Genomic DNA, 17,786 nt, shown 5'->3' with positions numbered 1-17,786 from the left:
ATCATATATTTATCAAATAGATAATCAAACACCCTACGACATCAGGACAAAAAGGATCCTGATCGCATTGCAATTCTTAACTACGACAAATAAAATCCGAGTAAATTATTCGTAGTCACCAGAGAGAACCCCCCAATGCGTAAACGAATTCTGATCGTGGGCGCCGGCTTTGCCGGTATGTGGGCAGCATTAAGCGCCGCACGACTGGCGGATAAACATCAGCAGGCCATTGATATTACAGTAATTGCACCACAGCCAGAGCTGCGTGTCCGCCCACGCTTTTATGAACGCGCCGTACAAACCCTGGTCGCCCCGCTGCAACCCTTGTTTGACGTTACCGGCGTCAACTTCCTGCAAGGTCACGTCGAGCAGATCATCCCGGACTCTAAAGAGGTGAGCTGGAAAGATGCCAACGGAGAAATTCATCTGCGCCGCTACGACCGCCTGGTACTCGCCAGCGGGAGTCACGTTAACCGCGACGCCGTTGTCGGTGCAGCCGAGCATGCGTTTGACCTCGACCAGCTCGAGAGCGCCACCGCACTGGAGCAGCACATTACAGACCTGGCATTACAGCCGGAAAGTGAGGCTCGCAATACGGTGGTGGTCTGTGGCGGCGGCTTTACCGGGATTGAGATGGCGCTGGAATTACCTGGTCGTCTGCGTGAGATTCTGGGTGCCGATGCTAAGACCAGAGTGGTCGTAGTTGAACGCGGTGCTCAGCCTGCCGGGCGCTGGAGCCAGGAATTACGCGACGTGATAATCGAAGCCTCCGCTGAACTGGGCATCGAATGGTTGGTAAATGCAGAAGTAGAAAGCGTGGATGCCGGGGGCGTAACGCTGAAAGATGGGCAGGTTATTGCCTCTCAAACAGTTATCTGGACCGTCGGCGTGCAGGCCAATAGCCTGACAGCACAGATTAACGCCCCGCGCGATCGACAGGGCCGCCTGCATGTGAATGCCAATCTGCAGGTCGTGGGTCATGATGATATCTACGCCACTGGCGATGTGGCCTACGCCGCCACCGATGACAAAGGCAACCATGCGTTAATGACCTGCCAGCACGCTATTTTGTTGGGTAAATTTGCCGGTAATAACGCCGCTGCAAGCCTGCTGGGTGTAGAACCTTCACCGTACCGTCAGGAGATGTACGTCACCTGTCTGGATCTCGGCGCGTGGGGCGCGGTGTATACCGAAGGATGGGATCAGCAGGTCAAACTCACTCGCGCAGAAGCGAAGAAACTGAAAGTCTCGATTGTCAGTGAACTGATTTATCCGCCGAAAGCAGAAAGAGCCGTCGCATTTGAGATGGCTGACCCATACGCACCGTTTGTCTAACCTCCAGTAAACATAGTCTTCCTGACGGACAATCACTCTGTCAGGAAGTCGCCAGTGCCATACAACCTCCCCAGCAATGCCCCATCATTTATATACATGGTTCTTTATCAATTATTCCCCTCAATTTTAATCACGCATAAAGACGCATTAAAAAAGCAAACGTGCAAATAAACGCATTAATGAATCGATTAACAATCGTACACGCCAGAAATGCGATCCTTTACGCAAAACACAAGAAATATAAGCAACCAACTGAATTAAAAGAATTTAAAATGTATCCTGTGATTAGCATCGCAAAAATCAACGATCTTCGTAGGCAATGCGTTTTTCTGCGCATAGATTATAAACACGCAAAAAACCGCATCAACATGTAAACAATATGCTGCGGGCATCGAATGTCAAATACCCAGGCAGCTGCTGTCAGTCAATCGTGAAAAGTGGGAGAACGTAAATGGATCAAGCAACAAAGTGGTTGGATCTTTCCGGTAAAGTCGTGGTCGTGACGGGTGGCAGTATGGGCCTGGGTGAAAAAATGGTTGAGAATCTCTACGCCAACGGTGCAACCGTGGTTTATGCCGATTTATCACCCAATAAAAACTTCAGCCAGTTCGACGACATCATCTTCATCAAATGCGATGTGACCAAAAAAACAGAAGTTGAGCAGCTCACGGCCTCAGTGGTAAAGAGGTTTGGTCATATAGACGGTTTAGTCAACAATGCTGGTGTCAGCCGTCCACGCCTGTTAGTCGATGTATTTAAAGAAAAACCAGAATATGAACTGAGCGAAGATGATTTCGACTTTATGGTCAATGTTAACCAGAAAGCTGTTTTTCTGGTATCGCAGTCCATTGGGCGCCAGATGGTCGAACAAGAATCAGGCGTCATTATCAATATGACTTCCGAAGCAGGTGTTCAGGGTTCACGCGGGCAGAGCTGCTATTCCGCAACGAAAGCCGCCGTTAACGCCTTCACATTTTCATGGGCGAAAGAGTTGGGCCCCCACAATGTGCGCGTTGTTAGCGTTGAGCCAGCCATCAATGTACCAACGCCAATGAACAGCGAAGCCAATTTCCGGGCGCTGGCTTACACACGAGGAACCGATCCAAATCATGTTCATAAAGACTATAAAGGCATTATTCCTCTTGGTCGTCCGGGGAAACTTGAAGAGATTGCCGACCTGATCTCTTTCCTGGTTTCCGATCATTCTTCTTATATCACCGGGTCCGTAATCAATATTACCGGCGGTAAATCGCATCATTAATCACTCATCAATATAAGAATGGAGCCGACCATGGGGAACAGTCGAATTGCCAATAGCCCTGCGTTAGCAAAAATTAGAAAGTTTGGTGGAGTTATGAGCGGCATGGTTATGCCGAATCTGGGAGCGTTTGTGGGATGGGGTTTAATGGCCGCCATCTTTATCCCTAATGGCTGGTTCCCTAATGAAAAATTAGGTGAAATGGTTGGCCCAATCCTAAATTACCTTTTTCCATTACTGATTGGCTATACCGCAGGATATAACATCCACGGTCAACGTGGAGGGGTCATTGCTGCATTCGCGACAATGGGCGTTATCGTCGGGTCAGAAATCACGATGATCAGTGGGGCGATGGTCATGGGGCCACTCTCTTCCTGGCTGTTGAAGAAATTTGACCAAAAAGTGCAGGACAAAATTAAGCCGGGATTTGAAATGTTCGTCAATAATTTCAGTCTCGGAATTATTGGCCTGATCTGCGCTATTTTCGCCTATATGACCGTTGGGCCGGTTATCCGCCTGCTGATTGTCATTATCACGTCAGGGGTAAACTGGTGTACCAGCAATAATTTACTCCCTTTACTGTCAGTGTTTATGGCGCCCGCTCAGGTTCTGTTCCTGAATAATGTGGTTAACCACGGCATTCTCGCACCAATTGGTTTCGCCCAGGTTCCCGAACTGGGTAAATCAATCATGTTCCTGGTAGATACCAATAATGGCCCACTGCTCGGAACATTAATGGCGATAGCCCTGTTTGGACGTGGACGCGCGAAGAAAACAGCACCGATGGCGATGTTTATTGCAGGTATAGCGGGGATCGGTGAAGTCTATTTTCCGTTTGTGCTGGCAAATCCATTACTGGTATTCGCCACAATGGGAGGACTTGCCGTCTCCTTATTCTTACAAGTCATCATGGAAGGCGGGTTGATCGGCGTTGCATCTCCAGGCAGTTTAATCGCTATCGCCATGATGACGCCGAAAAGCGCCATCGTTGCCAATCTGGTGTCCATCAGCGCAGGATTTATCGTGTCATGCGCGCTGGGCTGGTTAATACTTAAAATCAGCCCCGGTTCAGAAGATGATGATGAAAGCCCAGTGACTGTCGGCGGGCGTCAGGTTAAATCTGTGGCTGATTTTGTCCCAGGCTTATCCAATACCAGCGTAAAAAAGGTGCAACGTATATTGGTCGCATGTGATTCCGGGATGGGTTCTAGCGCAATGGGCGCTTCTGTTCTACGTAAACGACTACAAGAAGAAGGGCTCGGCTATATTAAGGTTATTAACGATTCAGCAAACCGAGTGGGTAGAGACTACGATATGGTAATTACTTTATCTGGGCTCCTTGAGCGCGCAAAATTAAGCTGTGAAAACACCGATACTGTGTTTATGACCGTTAATAACTTTATTAAGTTGAGTGATTATGACGAAACAGTTGCGTTTATAAAATCGCATAATCATGAAAACCATGAAGAGGTGCCAGCATGAGTGACATCTTTATCCCCGAGAACATTATTCTTAATGCACATGCCAACGATAAATTTGAAGCTATAACCCTTACTGGAAATATTCTGAAAATGAATGGCTATGTGACAGATAAATACGTTCAGAGAATGAAACTCAGAGAGGAGATTGTTTCAACTTATTTAGGCAATGGTTTAGCAATACCACATGGTACGGATGGTTCAGATTGCGAAATCATTAAGTCAGGCATTTCTTTAGTACAGTTTCCTGACGGTATAGACTTTGGTGATGGAAATACTGCCTATATAACCATAGGTATCGCGGGTAAAGAAGGCGAACATATGGACTTGTTAAATAAAATCGCCTTAATTTGCATTGAAGAAAAGAATGTTCAGGCATTACGAACCGCTAACTCTATAGAATATATTTTACAAGTGCTAAACATCTAAGATATACTCATTATTCTCTGAATAAAATGAGTCATTACGATGAAAGCGGCAAGACAAGATATTATTCTTCAAATACTTGAGAAAGAGAAAAAGATTGTTGTCAGTAAATTAAGTGAGCGTCTTAAGGTTTCTGAGGACACCATAAGACGCGACTTAAATGAGCTTGCGAATCAAGGAGTAATTCATCGTGTTCATAGTGGCGCAATACGCGTCGGGCCTGCCATCACTGAGTTTAATGTCCGGCAGGATCTGAACACCAATGAGAAAGTAAAGCTGGCAAAGAAAGCCGTACATTTAATTAAAGAAAATAGCGTCATTTTAATTGACGGAGGAACAACTAACTACGAACTCATAAAGCTAATACCCAAAGATTTAAAATGCACTGTTGTTTCTAATAACATCCCTATTCTGCATTTATTAAGTGATTACAAGAATGTAGAGGTTATAGGATTAGGGGGCAGGCTTTATAAAAACTCTTTGGTTTTAATTGGTGCTGAAACTATTCGCGAATTAAATGCTATTCGCCCGGATATATACTTTATGGGTGTTGCGCATGTTGACAGTGAAGTCGGTGTAACTATTCCCGATCTGGATGAGTGTTATACCAAACAAAAAATGGCTGAAGTCTCTAATGAAGTTGCCATTCTTGTAACCGAAGAAAAACTTGAGACCAGATCTAATTTCGTGGTGTCCTCACTCAAGGATATAAATCATATATTCACGAGCAAGGATATCTAATAATATGAGGAGTTATAATGAAACGCGTATTAATTATAGGCGCTGGCCGCCTTGGTAAAGGCTTTGTGGGCGAAACATTTGACAATGCTGGCTGGGATATAACATTTCTGGATAAAGACCAAAGAGTTATTGATGAACTGAACCGTGAAAACAAATATACCGTTCAGGTTTTTCGTACTGATGACATCATTTTACACGAGATCACCAACTTTAATGCTTTTTTGACCGATGACAACTATTCTGTCATGAATGACTTTCTTGAGTCGTCTGTCATTATGTGTCCACTTTATCCAGAGGATTTTGCAGAATCCGCTCAGTATCTTGGCAAATGTTTTGAGCATCAATATCATATCGACCCAAACAAAAAAATGTCATTAATTTGCCTGACAAATAAAAATCATATTATTAAAGATATTGAAGGCTGGTACCGTGACGCAATCCCATCTGCTGAAGCGCGTCAATGGTTCGACACCCACGTAGCGATCCGCGACTCAATTGTCAGACGCTCCACCGATGCCAAAACGCACTACGCAACCCAGATAGACAGCACCGCCGTTGCCTCATTGATCATTCAAACTCCTCTTTATAACGACATCAGTGGTGTGGAATGGCTAGAGCCACGCGAACATCTGGAAATGCTTAAAGACATCAAAGTATTTACCATCAATGGCCCTCACGCTACTACCGCCTGGTATGGACACCTGAAAGGTTACAAAACCATTCCTGATGCCTCAGCCGATCCTCAGGTTTCAGATTTGGCCAATGCGGTACACGATGTCACAATTACTGCGGTAATGACCGAATACCCACAAATCACGCGTGAAGCATTAAAAGATCTGGAGTACTTACCTAAAGCTAAAAACGAACTCCCGGATTCGATTCATCGTGTCGCCTATGATCCTATTCGGAAATTGGCTTATCAGGATCGCTTAATGGGTGTCGTGCAACTTTGTCTTAAACACGACCTCGATTACACCCCCCTCACAAAAGCGATCGCTTGCGGCCTTGCTTATTATGCCGAAGACGATCAAGCCTCTGTCAAACTGCAACAGAAAATGCAACGAATGGGATTGCTGACTACCGCTGCCGAAATCATTGGCTTACCTAAAAATCACCCTGTGACGCTTAATGTTGCACAGCAATATTTAGCGCTGGATGCTGAAAATTTAATTCCAACGACACAGTGTTAATTATGATGCCTGATGCCAATTGCAATGCTCGTTTCATCATAAAAAATGAGCATGGTCTACATGCTCGTCCAGGAGCAAACCTGGTTGCGACATTAAAACCCTTTAAATGTGAAGTTAAGATCGCAAATCTTGCAAGAAGTGATAAATACGTAAATGCAAAGAGTCTAATGGCTCTCATGTCCCTGGGTATAAAAAAAGGCCATGAAGTCAATATCGTATTCCTGGGTGAAGATGCCCAAATTGCATTACAAAAACTTAGCGCCGAAATCGAAAATGGTTTAGGTGAATAAGCTAATATCATTGGCGCTTATTTTTAAATAAGCGCCAACATCCGAAGATTTGGGAGCATTATGATGACCACCACCCATGATCGAGTTAAGTGGAAAGGCTATTCAGGAGTCCCCGCGTAAATATCAAACCGATGCCCTTTCGTAACTACCGCGTTCGGCGTGGCGACATTCGCCAGCGGCGGTGCGTAATCCGGGCGCTTCACTACCACACGTTTAGTGGCTAGCTGACGCGCAGGCTCCAGCAGCCCATCCGCATCCAGGTCCGGCCCCACCAACGACTGAAACACGCGCATCTCTTTTTTCACCAGCGCGCTTTTCTGCTTATGCGGGAACATCGGGTCGAGGTACACCACCTGCGGACGCGGCGTGATATCGGTTAACGCCGTCAGGCTTGAAGCGTGGATCAGTTGCAAACGTTCCTGCAGCCACGGACCGATTTCCGGGTCAGCATACCCTCGCGCCAGGCCATCATCCAACAGCGCCGCCACGACCGGGTTACGTTCCAGCATTCGCACGCGGCAGCCTACTGAGGCCAGCACAAACGCATCGCGCCCCAGCCCTGCAGTCGCATCAACCACATCCGGCAGGTAATCGCCTTTGATGCCAACCGCCTTCGCCACTGCTTCGCCGCGACCACCGCCAAATTTCCGCCGATGAGCCATCGCACCGCCAACGAAATCCACGAAGATACCGCCGAGTTTGGGCTCATCACGTTTGCGCAGTTCCAGATGTTCCGGTGTCATCACCAGCGCCATCAGGTTATCTTCATCGTGCGTAAGATTCCAGCGGGCGGCAAGAACAGATAAGGCGCCGTCTCCGGCGCCTGTTTCATCTACTAAGCAGATTTTCACGTGAATAATCAGCCTTTAATCCCGTAATGCTCCAGCATTGCATCCAGTTGCGGCTCACGGCCACGGAAGCGCTTGAACAGTTCCATCGGCTCTTCAGAACCACCACGGGTGAGAATGTTATCGAGGAACGATTGTCCGGTTTGACGGTTGAAAATCCCTTCATCTTCAAAGCGAGAGAATGCATCCGCCGCCAGCACGTCGGCCCACAGGTAGCTGTAGTAACCCGCCGCATAGCCACCAGCAAAAATGTGGCTGAAGGCATGCGGGAAGCGGCCCCACGTTGGTCCCGGCACCACGGCGACCTGCTTTTTAATTTCCGCCAGCGTTTCGAGGATTTTCGCCCCTTGCTGTGGGTTAAACTCCGCATGCAGACGGAAATCAAACAGGCCAAACTCCAGTTGACGCAGAATAAACAGCGCCGCCTGGTAATTTTTCGCCGCCAGCATTTTATCCAGCAACTCCTTGGGCAGCGGCTCACCGGTCTCAAAGTGACCAGAGATAAATGCCAGCGCTTCGGGCTCCCAGCACCAGTTTTCCATAAACTGGCTCGGCAGTTCGACCGCATCCCACGGCACGCCGTTGATACCTGAAACACCGGCGGTTTCGATACGGGTCAGCATATGGTGCAGACCGTGGCCGAACTCGTGGAACAGGGTGATCACTTCATCGTGGGTAAAAAGCGCGGGTTTGCCGTTCACCGGGCGGTTAAAGTTACAGGTCAGGTAGGCAACAGGCTTTTGCAGCGTACCGTCGGCTTTACGCATCTGGCCGACGCAGTCGTCCATCCACGCCCCGCCACGTTTATGTTCACGGGCATACAGGTCAAGATAGAAACTGCCGCGCAGTTCGTTGTTTTCGTCATACAGTTCGAAGAAACGTACTTCCTGGTGCCAGACGTCAACATCAGTGCGCTCTTTAGCAGTAATACCGTAAATACGTTTAACCACTTCAAACAGGCCGTTAACGGCTTTGTTTTCCGGGAAGTATGGACGCAGCTGCTCGTCGCTGATGCTATAGAGGTGCTGTTTTTGTTTCTCGCTGTAGTAAGCGATATCCCACGGCTGCAGCTCATCGACACCAAATTCCGCTTTCGCGAAGGCGCGCAGTTGAGCCAGCTCTTTCTCGCCCTGAGGACGGGCACGTTTCGCCAGGCCCGTCAGGAAGTCGAGTACCTGCTGCGGGTTTTCCGCCATTTTGGTGGACAGAGATTTAAAAGCGTAGCTTTCAAAGCCCAGCAGCTGTGCCAGCTCGTGGCGCAGCGCGAGGATCTCTTCCATTATCGGGCTGTTGTCCCATTTACCAGCGTTTGGCCCCTGATCAGACGCGCGAGTGGAGTAAGCGCGATACATCTCCTCACGCAGCCCCTGGTTATCACAGTAGGTCATCACCGGCAGGTAGCTTGGGATATCCAGCGTTAACAGGTAGCCTTCCTGCTGTTTAGCATCAGCCTGGGCTTTTGCAGCCGCCAGCGCGCTTTCCGGCATGCCGGAGAGTTCCGCTTCATCAGTCACCAGCTTAGTCCAGCCCATCGTGGCATCGAGGACGTTATTGCTGTAGAGATTGCCCAGCTCAGACAGGCGGGTGGCAATCTCACCATAGCGCAGCTGTTTTTCCTTCGGCAGACCAATACCAGAAAGCTCAAAATCGCGCAGCGCGTTATCGACCGCTTTTTTCTGTGCGGTGTTCAGGGTGGCGTAATGATCGCCGTCACGCAGGTCGCGGTACGCTTTGTACAGACCTTCATGTTGCCCAACCCAGGTGCTGTATTCAGACAGCAGCGGCAGCGTTTGTTCGTAGGCTTCGCGCAATTCCGGGCTATTCTTCACCGAGTTCAGGTGGCTAACCGGAGAGAAAATACGCCCCAGCACATCGTCAACTTCCGCCAACGGCTGGCAAAGATTTTCCCAGGTGTACGGCGCGCCCTGCGCAACCACTCGCTCAACGTTTTCGCGGCAATCGTTCAGCGCCTTAGTCACGGCAGGCACGACGTGCTCAGGCTGAATTTTAGAAAATGGCGGCAGTTCGAAGGGGGTCAGCAATGGATTGGTCATTAGCGCGGTCCTGTTGAAAAGAGTGAATGAAGCGCGTATCCGGCGCTGTGCATATTAATTTGTACAATGGGGTTAAGTGTAGAGGATTTCAATGCCAGGCGTTGCGCTTTCGCGGCAGTGACGACTTTTCTGTATACTGTGGTGATACGCTTTATTTTCGCCCGATATTGCGCTGTTTTCGGGCCTACGTTTATAACCTGGAACACGTTTACCCATGCTGAGTTATCGCCACAGTTATCACGCTGGCAACCACGCCGACGTCCTTAAACACACCGTCCAGAGCCTGATCATCGAATCGCTTAAAGAGAAAGAAAAACCGTTTCTCTATCTGGATACCCATGCTGGCGCAGGCCGTTATCAGCTGAGCAGTGAGCATGCCGAACGTACCGGTGAATATCTGGAAGGGATCGCCCGTATCTGGCAGCAGGACGATTTGCCTGCCGAACTGGAACCCTACATTGGCGTGGTGAAGCACTTCAACCGTAGCGGCCAACTGCGCTACTACCCCGGCTCTCCATTAATTGCTCGCCAGCTGCTGCGAGAACAGGATAGCCTGCAATTAACGGAACTGCACCCGAGCGACTTTCCTTTGCTGCGCGGCGAATTCCAGAAAGATGAGCGCGCACGCGTGGCCAAAGCCGATGGTTATCAGCAGCTAAAAGCAAAATTACCGCCGGTTTCCCGTCGCGGGCTGATCCTTATCGATCCCCCCTACGAAATCAAAAGCGACTACCAGGCGGTGGTGACCGGTATTAACGAAGGCTATAAGCGTTTCGCAACCGGCACCTATGCGCTGTGGTATCCGGTAGTTCTGCGCCAGCAAATCAAACGCATGATCCACGACCTGGAAGACACCGGTATCCGCAAAATTCTGCAGATTGAGCTGGCGGTGCGTCCGGACAGCGATCAGCGCGGCATGACGGCGTCCGGTATGATTGTAATAAACCCGCCGTGGAAGCTGGAGCAGCAGATGAACAGTGTCCTGCCGTGGTTGCACAGCAAACTGGTTCCGGCAGGAACCGGTCATACGTCGGTAAGCTGGATCGTGCCGGAGTAATCGCAGTCATCGGTGGAACCTTTTAATTTCAGGTATACAATCGCGAATATTTTGGCGGATGGCGTAACGCTTCTCCGCCCTACAATGAACATGAAGGAGCGGTCATGACCAAGCACTATGATTACATCGCTATTGGCGGCGGCAGCGGTGGTATTGCCTCCATTAACCGTGCAGCAATGTACGGCCAGAAATGCGCGCTGATTGAAGCTAAAGAGCTAGGCGGCACCTGCGTTAACGTTGGCTGCGTACCGAAAAAAGTGATGTGGCATGCCGCACAGGTCCGCGAAGCAATCCACATGTACGGGCCGGATTACGGTTTCGACACCACCATCAATAAATTCGATTGGGATAAACTGATCGCCACGCGCACCGCTTATATTGATCGCATTCATACCTCGTACGACAACGTGCTGGGCAAAAATAATGTCGATGTGATTAAAGGCTTTGCCCGCTTTGTGGATGCCAAAACCATTGAAGTGAACGGTGAAACCATTACTGCCGATCATATTTTGATTGCTACCGGTGGTCGCCCGAGCCATCCGAGCATTCCGGGTGTGGAATACGGTATCGACTCCGACGGTTTCTTTGAGCTGCCCGCGCTGCCAAAACGCGTAGCCGTTGTTGGCGCAGGCTACATCGCCGTTGAACTGGCGGGCGTAATTAACGGTCTGGGCGCAGAAACGCATCTGTTCGTGCGTAAACACGCGCCGCTGCGCAGCTTCGACCCAATGATCGTCGACACGCTCGTTGAGGTGATGAACGCCGAAGGCCCGACTCTGCATACTCACGCGATTCCAAAAGCGGTCGTTAAAAACGCTGATGGTAGCCTGACCCTGCAACTGGAAGATGGTCGTAGCGAAACGGTAGATTGCCTGATTTGGGCGATCGGTCGTGAACCTGCCACCGACAACTTCAACCTGGCGGTTACTGGCGTGAAAACCAACGAAAAAGGCTACATCGTCGTTGATAAATTCCAGAACACCAGCGTGCCGGGTATTTATGCCGTCGGCGATAACACCGGGGCCGTTGAGCTGACGCCGGTTGCCGTTGCCGCGGGCCGTCGTCTGTCCGAGCGTCTGTTTAACAATAAGCCGGACGAACATCTGGACTACAGCAACATCCCGACCGTGGTCTTCAGCCATCCGCCTATTGGTACCGTGGGCCTGACCGAGCAGCAGGCTCGCGAACAGCACGGCGATGATCAGGTGAAAGTGTATAAATCATCGTTTACCGCGATGTATACCGCTGTCACCACCCACCGTCAGCCGTGCCGCATGAAGCTGGTTTGCGTCGGCCCGGAAGAGAAGATTGTCGGTATTCACGGCATTGGTTTTGGGATGGATGAAATGCTGCAAGGCTTCGCGGTCGCTCTGAAAATGGGTGCAACCAAGAAAGACTTTGATAACACCGTTGCCATTCACCCAACGGCATCTGAAGAGTTCGTGACCATGCGTTAATCGCACTTCAGGAATGTTAAAGGGCAAAGAGGGGTTAGCTCTTTGCCCTTAGTTACGTTTCCGCTATCAGTTCAGCAGTTGCAGCAGATAGCGGATCAGCTCCAGCAACGCGATTAACGCTCCCAGAACGATGATTGCTTTATCAATCACCCGTCTTCTCCATCAGATGGAGTGAGAATGCATCCGCTTACTCATCCATTGCCTGTCACGGCGCATGTCCCAGTGTTAGATGATGGAACTCTCACTCCGGCCAGAGCATCGGCCAACGGCACCACCCGTACAGCCGATCAGGACTTAGAAAGCGTTTAGCGCGCGTCCGGAATGAAAATGCTTCAGAGCTAACTGGATAAGTATACAGTTGTTTTAATCAAAACAACCAGCGTATTCTTGCAATACTACCGGTAAGGTAATACGATTGAAGCGTTAGATGATGGAACTCTCACTTCGGCCAGAACCACCAACTCGGGCTGAAGCGTAAAAAAACCGACGCGAAGTCGGTTTTTTTACGTCCGAATCTGGACTAGAGAGAAATTATTTACCCTGCATATACGGTGTATATACCCCATTAAGGCTTTCGAGGAATGCCACGATATCGTCGATATCTTCCTGCGGTAGTTCTTTACCCACCTGATAACGCAGCATCAGTTTTACCGCACCGTCGAGCGTAGGCACATCACCGCGATGGAAATAAGGCGCAGTCAGCGCAACGTTACGCAATCCAGGGACTTTCTGACGCAGCTTGTCACGTAATTCATTGGTGACGTTCATGCGGCCAATATCTGCGGCAGTGACCTCACCGAAATTAAAGTCCTTTTTCAGACCCAATGGCTCAAATGACCGTCCGCCTAAAATAATACCGCCATGACAGGTCGCGCACTTATTATCTTTAAACAACTGATAGCCATGTTTTTGCTGAGCAGTTAAGGCCGCTTCATCACCACGCAGCCATTTATCAAACGGCGAATTTGGCGTAATCAGCGTTTTCTCAAATTCAGCAATCGCATCGGTAATATTATCCCCACTGAATCCCTGCGGATAAACGGCAATGAACTCTTGCTTAAGTTGCGGATCCTTGTCCAGTTTCTGGATAATTTCATCCCAGGATTTTGACGCCATTTCGATAGGGTTCAACGGTGGACCACCGGCCTGCGCCTGCAGTGTTGGCGCACGGCCATCCCAGAATTGCTCAACGTTAAAGACCGAGTTAAATACCGTTGGCGCATTGATAGGGCCAACCGCGCCGCCGACACCGATTGACGTTTTCCGGCCATCCACGCCGCCCGCATTCAGGGCGTGACAGTGCGCACAAGAAATCGTGCTGTCGCCAGAAATACGCGGGTCATGGTAAAGCGTAAAACCAAGCGCTACTTTGCGGGCATCGGTCGGGATGCTTTCCGGTATCGGCTGTACAGGTTCATTACGATGCTGCGTGGCAGTATCGTTACTGGCGTAGTACTGCTCACGCTGTTTCGCAATCCAGCCCAGGATCTCTGCTCGCTCCGTATCGCTTACCTTGCCAGCCCAGTGCAGTGCGGTATAACGCGTCGGCGGCATGGTCTCGTACTGCATCACCCACTCAATTTTATTCAGATCGCTTTGCGAAACGGGTTTATCCGCGACCAGCGCCGCACGAACGGCCTCCAGATTGAATGATTTGTATCCCAGTTGAATATCGTAATTCATCAACTGCTTAGCGACGGGAAAAGAAGAATAGAAAGGTAATTCAGCCGAAGGAGTGTGACAATAATCGCATCCTTTTTCACGTAAGAACCCTAGTACTTTATTATTTTCTTCCAGCGTAGAGGCCTGAACATCAGCCTGTTTACTCCGTTGATTATCGTGATACCACACATAACCGGATAATCCAAAATAACAAATCGCGACGCCAGCTATGGCAATCACGGTAAGACGGGTAATGATTTTCATTATTTTACCCTCACCGTTGTGAGTTATTGTGACCCAGAAAATTAGAATAATTAATAGACAGTCTTTGTCAGACCTGACCATCATAGGAAATGAGGGGATTACTATTTTGATAAGTATCAAGCAATTACATGGAGGAGAACTATCGATAGAATAGCCTGTGCCTATTATAGAGTTAAACGTTACCAGGTTGTGTTCACACCTCGTTGCAATCGAATGTTCTGAAAATGGAATATCCTCAGGTTGTGCAGAATTCGGAATTATTCATTATTTTCATTGGGATAGATTTATTTTTTGGATATTGCGCAGCACTAAAATGTGATCGACCGCACGCTTTACTCACCAGATACCGAAGCGAATGTCTACGCTTAATTGACGAGCGGGCAATAGCCTTAATCTTTCAACGTCCATCGGAGGTCTTTCGCATTATGCTCAACCAGAAACTACCCCACGCCCCTTCTGAAGAAATGACGATCGACATCGATCTGCTTTATGAAATGGATCCGTGCGAGTTAAAGCTGGATGAAATGATTGAGGCGGAGCCTGAACCGGAGATGATTGAAGGGTTACCCGCCTCAGATGCGTTAACTCCCGCCGATCGTTACCTCGAGCTGTTCGAACACGTTCAGTCGTCGAAACTGTTTGCCGATAGCAAAACCTTCCCCGACTGTGCGCCGAAAATGGATCCGCTGGATATTTTGATCCGCTATCGCAAGGTTAAACGCCACCGCGACTTTGATCTGCGACGCTTCGTCGAGAACCACTTCTGGCTCCCGGAAACGCCCTCCAGTGAATATGTTTCTGACCCGGCAAATTCGCTGAAAGAGCATATCGATCAACTGTGGCCGGTGCTGACGCGCGAGCCACAGGATCACATTCCCTGGTCCTCGCTGCTGGCGTTACCGCAGTCATATATTGTGCCCGGCGGGCGTTTTAGTGAAACCTACTACTGGGATTCCTACTTCACCATGCTGGGTCTGGCGGAGAGCGGTCGCGAAGATCTGCTGAAATGTATGGCGGATAACTTTGCCTGGATGATTGAAAACTATGGTCATATCCCGAACGGTAACCGTACTTACTACCTGAGTCGCTCGCAGCCGCCGGTCTTTGCGCTAATGGTCGAACTGTTTGAAGAGGATGGCGTACGCGGCGCGCGTCGTTACCTTGATCATCTAAAAATGGAGTACGCGTTCTGGATGGATGGCGCAGATTCCCTGGTACTCAACCAGGCCTACCGTCACGTGATCAGAATGTCGGACGGCTCCCTGCTCAACCGCTATTGGGACGATCGTGATACGCCGCGCGATGAGTCGTGGCTTGAAGACGTCGAGACCGCCAAGCATTCGGGTCGCCCACCCAATGAAGTGTATCGGGATTTGCGCGCGGGCGCGGCCTCCGGCTGGGATTACTCCTCGCGCTGGCTACGCGATGCAGGCCGTCTTGCCAGCATACGCACCACTCAGTTCATCCCTATTGACCTGAACGCGTTCCTCTACAAGCTGGAGAGCACTATCGCCAATATTTCCGCACTGAAAGGCGACAAAGACACTGAAGCGCAGTTTCGCCAGAAAGCCAATGACCGCCGCGATGCGGTGAATCGCTATCTTTGGGACGATGAAAACGGCTGCTATCGCGATTACGACTGGCGGCGCGAACAAATGGCCCTGTTCTCTGCCGCCAGTATTGTGCCGCTGTATGTCGGCATGGCAACACATGAACAAGCCGACCGACTTGCCAATGCGGTCCGCAGTCGCCTGCTAACCCCCGGAGGGATTTTAGCCACGGAGCATGAAACGGGTGAGCAATGGGATAAACCCAACGGCTGGGCGCCGCTGCAGTGGATGGCGATCCAAGGTTTCAAACTTTACGGCGACGACCATCTCGGGGATGAAATCGCCCGTAACTGGTTGAAAACGGTGAATCTCTTTTATCAGGAACACCACAAGCTTATCGAAAAATACCACATCGCCGACGCCGCGCCGCGCGAAGGCGGCGGCGGAGAATATCCGTTGCAGGACGGCTTTGGCTGGACCAATGGCGTGGTGCGCCGACTCATCGGTCTGTATGGCGAACCCTAGCAGCTGACGGTCTGAATTATCAGACGGTCAGTTAATCGCATCGTACAGTTCGGCGTGAATTTTCTGCCATTTCTTGTTCTCTGGGCTTGGCTGCGCGCGAACGCGTAGCTCGGCCTGTTCAAGGTCATACTGCTGACGCGCGACAACCGCCGGCACCGAACAAAAACTTTGCAGATAGCTTTTATGCAGCGATGTGAGTGACGCCCCATTCGCCATCGCATGGCTGACCGTGGTCATAAACTGCCGACATGGCTTACTCTCACTCATCTGCGAAGGGTAACGCAGCAGCAGCCTCAACACCTCGGTATTGCCTGCCGAGAATGCCTGCTCCGTCCACGCCAGCTTCCAGTCCATCCCGCCCTGTAGGAAAAGTGACGTCACACGGGTGTCGTTGCGCTCGATAGCCGCGCGCATGTTAAAGGCATCCCAGGTGATGCCCATTCGGGTCACCGACTCCCGCGCACCAGGGGCATCACGCCGTGGCTCCTCCTGCACGATTTCAACGGATAGCCCGGAAGACGCTTGTGGCGCTGGCGAAGTGAATAACCAGAACGCGCCCAGCGAAATCACCAGCACCATCACACCGACCGCTACCCACAACATGCCGGAAATCAGCTGTTCACGTTCTTCCGCCGTGCGCCTGGCCCGCTTCTCCGGCGGATCGATACTGTCTGCGATTTCCTGTTTATCGCCCCCTGCCTGCTCGTCTTTTTGCTTTGCGTTTTCCCAAAACTGGCGAACCGTCGCCTCATCGGACGCCAGATACGACGCAGGATTAATGCGCGTACGCCGTTCTTCAAATGCCCGCTGCACAGGGTGAGTAATCTGTCGGTACTGGCAATCCAGCAACAGCAGTTGTACTGAGGTTAGCGGCTGCTGCGCGATAACGCAGTTACGGGCCAGGCGGCAGTCATCCAGGAACATCCTCAGCGTGATACGTGGCTCAACAAACGACATGAGCACCGAGGTATCGTTAAAAATCTCGCTAAAATGCCGAACGAATAACTTCTTATCGACAACCATCAGCGCCAGTTCGCTAAACATCATGCCGTCCAGCGCATCCCGACTTTCCCCCAGCTTTAACCAGCGACGCAGACGTTCACCGCCAAAGTGCTGTTTCAGGAAGCTGTTGAGCGGATGTTGATCCGGCCATACTCGCGCAATCAGCGATTTGAGGGTTAATTCTATTGCGCGAAGCTGACGCTGCGCCCGCATCTGCGCATCCGGCTCTGCACGTTCAATCTCGGTTGGATACTTCAGGAGGGGCTGTTGCTGGCGCAACTGTTCCAGAGAAGCGACAAAGCGCAGCGCAGAAATCAGCTGGTTTTCACTGACGTCCTGGCCATTTTCATATTGCGGCACGCTCTGCTGAAGATGGCGTAGCCGCAACGTGAACTGACTCAATTGCGCGTCATTCATCTGCAACCGCCTGGCGACAACACCCCAACCTCCCAGATTCAATCGCGCCTGGTCAAGCTGCTCGAGAAACCAGCGTGGATCTTTACCCTCTGCGACGCGCACGCCAAGCATCAGTAAAATTTCTACCGAGGCCTGCCGGATTATCCCCAAACAATGTTCGAATGGTGTACATGTCGCCTGTAACGCGCTATTGGTCATTATCTTCCCTAAAAGGACCCAAAAAGTGCGGCCT

Annotated in this window: 15 protein-coding genes; 10 read left to right on the top strand and 5 right to left on the bottom strand. The window is 50.3% G+C overall.

The window, feature by feature from the left end; translation table 11 throughout:
* Window positions 1-135 precede the first annotated feature (135 nt).
* The 7 genes from HV352_RS01045 to HV352_RS01015 all read left to right on the top strand — a co-directional run bounded on the left by HV352_RS01045 (window position 136) and on the right by HV352_RS01015 (window position 6,718).
* Window positions 136-1,335 (top strand): NAD(P)/FAD-dependent oxidoreductase, encoded by a 1,200-nt coding sequence (locus HV352_RS01045; RefSeq protein ID WP_019078102.1) that lies wholly within the window; start codon window positions 136-138, stop codon window positions 1,333-1,335.
* Window positions 1,336-1,786: 451 nt separating this feature from the next.
* Window positions 1,787-2,596, top strand: coding sequence for a sorbitol-6-phosphate dehydrogenase subunit (locus HV352_RS01040; RefSeq protein ID WP_016157691.1), 810 nt, complete (start codon window positions 1,787-1,789; stop codon window positions 2,594-2,596).
* Window positions 2,597-2,626: 30 nt separating this feature from the next.
* On the top strand, window positions 2,627-4,075 hold the full coding sequence (locus HV352_RS01035; RefSeq protein ID WP_016157692.1) for a PTS mannitol transporter subunit IICB: 1,449 nt from the start codon (window positions 2,627-2,629) through the stop codon (window positions 4,073-4,075).
* Window positions 4,072-4,500 (top strand): PTS sugar transporter subunit IIA, encoded by a 429-nt coding sequence (locus HV352_RS01030; protein ID WP_016157693.1) that lies wholly within the window; start codon window positions 4,072-4,074, stop codon window positions 4,498-4,500. The genes HV352_RS01035 and HV352_RS01030 overlap by 4 nt, the downstream gene beginning before the upstream one ends.
* 39 nt (window positions 4,501-4,539) lie before the next feature.
* Window positions 4,540-5,238 carry a DeoR/GlpR family DNA-binding transcription regulator gene (locus tag HV352_RS01025; RefSeq protein WP_016157694.1) on the top strand — a complete coding sequence of 233 codons (699 nt, stop codon included), beginning with the start codon at window positions 4,540-4,542 and terminating at the stop codon, window positions 5,236-5,238.
* 17 nt (window positions 5,239-5,255) lie between these two features.
* Window positions 5,256-6,428 carry a mannitol dehydrogenase gene (locus tag HV352_RS01020; RefSeq protein WP_019078100.1) on the top strand — a complete coding sequence of 391 codons (1,173 nt, stop codon included), beginning with the start codon at window positions 5,256-5,258 and terminating at the stop codon, window positions 6,426-6,428.
* A gap of 2 nt (window positions 6,429-6,430) precedes the next feature.
* Window positions 6,431-6,718, top strand: a complete 288-nt coding sequence (locus tag HV352_RS01015; RefSeq protein ID WP_029139725.1) for an HPr family phosphocarrier protein — start codon at window positions 6,431-6,433, stop codon at window positions 6,716-6,718.
* 98 nt (window positions 6,719-6,816) lie between these two features.
* On the opposite strand, the gene rsmJ is transcribed toward HV352_RS01015, so the two are convergent.
* Together rsmJ and prlC are read right to left on the bottom strand one after the other, a co-directional pair.
* The gene (rsmJ, locus tag HV352_RS01010) at window positions 6,817-7,569 is read right to left on the bottom strand and encodes a 16S rRNA (guanine(1516)-N(2))-methyltransferase RsmJ (protein ID WP_094761590.1); all 753 of its coding nucleotides are present in this window, start codon (window positions 7,567-7,569) and stop codon (window positions 6,817-6,819) included.
* An 8-nt stretch (window positions 7,570-7,577) separates the two neighbouring features.
* Window positions 7,578-9,620, bottom strand: a complete 2,043-nt coding sequence (gene prlC, locus HV352_RS01005; RefSeq protein ID WP_104652229.1) for an oligopeptidase A — start codon at window positions 9,618-9,620, stop codon at window positions 7,578-7,580.
* Window positions 9,621-9,834: 214 nt separating this feature from the next.
* Between prlC and HV352_RS01000 the strand changes: the two genes are divergently transcribed.
* A complete protein-coding gene (locus HV352_RS01000; RefSeq protein WP_016154881.1) occupies window positions 9,835-10,677 on the top strand; it encodes a 23S rRNA (adenine(2030)-N(6))-methyltransferase RlmJ in 843 nt (280 codons plus the stop codon).
* Window positions 10,678-10,781: 104 nt separating this feature from the next.
* Window positions 10,782-12,134, top strand: coding sequence for a glutathione-disulfide reductase (gene gorA, locus HV352_RS00995; protein ID WP_016154882.1), 1,353 nt, complete (start codon window positions 10,782-10,784; stop codon window positions 12,132-12,134).
* A 66-nt stretch (window positions 12,135-12,200) separates the two neighbouring features.
* On the opposite strand, the gene dinQ is transcribed toward gorA, so the two are convergent.
* Window positions 12,201-12,284: a damage-inducible type I toxin DinQ gene (gene dinQ, locus HV352_RS00990; RefSeq protein WP_003837776.1), complete on the bottom strand. Its 84-nt coding sequence runs from the start codon at window positions 12,282-12,284 to the stop codon at window positions 12,201-12,203.
* Window positions 12,285-12,665: 381 nt separating this feature from the next.
* The gene (locus HV352_RS00985) at window positions 12,666-14,060 is read right to left on the bottom strand and encodes a cytochrome-c peroxidase (protein WP_016157700.1); all 1,395 of its coding nucleotides are present in this window, start codon (window positions 14,058-14,060) and stop codon (window positions 12,666-12,668) included.
* A gap of 425 nt (window positions 14,061-14,485) precedes the next feature.
* On the opposite strand from HV352_RS00985, the gene HV352_RS00980 reads away from it, so the two are divergent.
* Window positions 14,486-16,135: an alpha,alpha-trehalase gene (locus HV352_RS00980; RefSeq protein ID WP_029139724.1), complete on the top strand. Its 1,650-nt coding sequence runs from the start codon at window positions 14,486-14,488 to the stop codon at window positions 16,133-16,135.
* 27 nt (window positions 16,136-16,162) lie between these two features.
* Here the strand turns inward: HV352_RS00980 and HV352_RS00975 are convergent, their stop codons facing one another.
* A complete protein-coding gene (locus tag HV352_RS00975) occupies window positions 16,163-17,752 on the bottom strand; it encodes an STY4199 family HEPN domain-containing protein (protein ID WP_016154886.1) in 1,590 nt (529 codons plus the stop codon).
* Window positions 17,753-17,786 lie beyond the last annotated feature (34 nt).

Source organism: Citrobacter sp. RHBSTW-01044, from assembly GCF_013781945.1.
In the GTDB taxonomy this organism is placed as follows: Bacteria; Pseudomonadota; Gammaproteobacteria; order Enterobacterales; family Enterobacteriaceae; genus Citrobacter; species Citrobacter braakii.
The sequence above is the reverse complement of the archived record's forward strand: the minus strand, read 5'-3'. Positions and strand labels throughout refer to the sequence as shown.

Bases quoted from the DNA above. Each gene is read 5' to 3' on its own strand.
- HV352_RS00980 (WP_029139724.1), top strand. From the start codon at position 14,486: ATGCTCAACCAGAAACTACCCCACGCCCCTTCTGAAGAAATGACGATC.
- HV352_RS01020 (WP_019078100.1), top strand. From the start codon at position 5,256: ATGAAACGCGTATTAATTATAGGCGCTGGCCGCCTTGGTAAAGGCTTT.
- HV352_RS00985 (WP_016157700.1), bottom strand. From the start codon at position 14,060: ATGAAAATCATTACCCGTCTTACCGTGATTGCCATAGCTGGCGTCGCG.
- HV352_RS00975 (WP_016154886.1), bottom strand. From the start codon at position 17,752: ATGACCAATAGCGCGTTACAGGCGACATGTACACCATTCGAACATTGT.
- HV352_RS01025 (WP_016157694.1), top strand. From the start codon at position 4,540: ATGAAAGCGGCAAGACAAGATATTATTCTTCAAATACTTGAGAAAGAG.
- HV352_RS01040 (WP_016157691.1), top strand. From the start codon at position 1,787: ATGGATCAAGCAACAAAGTGGTTGGATCTTTCCGGTAAAGTCGTGGTC.
- HV352_RS01015 (WP_029139725.1), top strand. From the start codon at position 6,431: ATGATGCCTGATGCCAATTGCAATGCTCGTTTCATCATAAAAAATGAG.
- prlC (WP_104652229.1), bottom strand. From the start codon at position 9,620: ATGACCAATCCATTGCTGACCCCCTTCGAACTGCCGCCATTTTCTAAA.
- HV352_RS01045 (WP_019078102.1), top strand. From the start codon at position 136: ATGCGTAAACGAATTCTGATCGTGGGCGCCGGCTTTGCCGGTATGTGG.
- HV352_RS01000 (WP_016154881.1), top strand. From the start codon at position 9,835: ATGCTGAGTTATCGCCACAGTTATCACGCTGGCAACCACGCCGACGTC.
- HV352_RS01035 (WP_016157692.1), top strand. From the start codon at position 2,627: ATGGGGAACAGTCGAATTGCCAATAGCCCTGCGTTAGCAAAAATTAGA.
- gorA (WP_016154882.1), top strand. From the start codon at position 10,782: ATGACCAAGCACTATGATTACATCGCTATTGGCGGCGGCAGCGGTGGT.
- HV352_RS01030 (WP_016157693.1), top strand. From the start codon at position 4,072: ATGAGTGACATCTTTATCCCCGAGAACATTATTCTTAATGCACATGCC.